Source organism: Endozoicomonas sp. YOMI1 (assembly GCF_024606345.1).
Classification (GTDB): domain Bacteria; phylum Pseudomonadota; class Gammaproteobacteria; order Pseudomonadales; family Endozoicomonadaceae; genus Endozoicomonas.
The window spans coordinates 1-1649 of sequence record NZ_JAHHPM010000278.1; the positions used below are offsets into that span (position 1 = coordinate 1).

A 1649-nucleotide genomic window follows, 5' to 3' on the forward strand; every position below is an offset into this window, starting at 1 on the left:
TTGAACACATTCAAGATTCAAAACCTGTCACTGCTTCTTTCTTCTTTCTTCTTTCTTTCTTTCCTTCTTTCCTTCTTTCCTGTTTCTTTCCGAACTGGAAATATCCGGGTTAACAAAGGGATTATCTGGAATTTTTATTCAATTAACGAGTCCAATAAAAAAATCAGGCCAACGAAAAGCAATGTTCCCATGAATAATTTTCCAACTCAATCACATGCTCCAATCCTGTCACCCCGAGAGGCCCGTTCGCCTGAATCTGACAGTACCATACCATCCAATCAAGCATGCCCTGTCAGGCCGGTCTCTGAGATAACAGTCCCACAGATCCCGCAAGGTACTTCAGCTCTGCATCCACACGCCACCACATCGTCAGTTACATCAAGAAATATTTCACAAGCACCCACATACGGTAGCCGGGTACCGATGACAGACGCCGTCAAAAATGCCCTGAAATACCTGAAAGATGCTGGTATAGACGCACAACAGTGGCAGGGGCTCGGGTTAGTACTGGAGGTTCCCTATGACATGATAAAAAGCATTGATACAAACCTTGCATTGAGCAACCCCGAGAGCAAGTTGTGTGAATTACTCACCTGCGCCGAAACATCAAACCTTTTGCTACCAGAAAGGTTGGCTCAGGGGGTCAGCGAACTCATGGAGATGGCGCTGCGTGAAGAATTCCTAAATAACATACGCGCCTTTATTATATTCTCTTCCCATCATGAATACGTTTTCAATAGAAAACAGGAAATTGTCACCAGAGCAAAAAGCTTTTTTGACTGCGGATCTCTCTCCCCGGCGGAGCCTGACTGCTATAACAATGACAATCGGTCGTGGTACGACAGGATTTCACCCAGAGATGCTTACCTGATCGTTAATAAGCACTTGGATGAAGAACAAGGTTATTCTCTTGCCGCCAGATTAGATCTGCCTGACGCTGACCGGGAAGCCTTATTGCCACTACTGGTCGGAGAATGGAATGTCTATGTCGCAGAGCTGTTATGGCGGGCAGACGAACAGCAACTGCTAACCTTCGCCAATCTGTGTGCTGTTATTTGTGAAAGTGGCAGTCGCTGGTTAGTTGAGACGGAAGTTTGTCCCAAACTGGGTCTGGATTATCATCAGCTTCCAGAATACCAATCCAAAAGGATGTTATCAGAAAATAACGGCGAGCCCGATCGGTTGTTAAGTATACGGGATTTGGTTTCCGTTTTTTGTAATCAAATGCAAATCCTCCCAGAATATCTGGCACAGGTCTGTGGTTATTCCGAGCTACTTAAACACCCCCTGTTTATGACGATGCAGAAAAAAATCAAGTTTTTTCCTGATACGGTTAAAAGAATGATTTTGCTGGAACTGATTTACCAGCAAAACCGTGGAAATAGCAAAGGCGGTTTATCCATTACTGACGTTGTCCGCATCCTTAATAAACCGGAGGTGATGGAGTTCAGAGTAGCCAACCGGTTATTGAGTAACATGACCGCTGGTGGTTCTGAACATGCAAGCCCGGTATTTACGGCATCACAACGGTACTACCTGGCGGACATGCTGATTCAGGTTCCGGATTTTAAGGCAGAACCTCTGGCAAAAATGCTGGGTCTACCTGACCATAAAAGAAAATTGATTATTTCCGGGGAGTATGCAAAAAA

The 1649-nt window shown here is 45.0% G+C and carries 1 protein-coding gene; it reads left to right on the forward strand.

The window, feature by feature from the left end; genetic code table 11:
* Window positions 1-423 precede the first annotated feature (423 nt).
* The coding region (locus tag KDK15_RS09625) for a hypothetical protein (RefSeq protein WP_257295141.1) at window positions 424-1649 on the forward strand (1226 nt) is incomplete at its 3' end.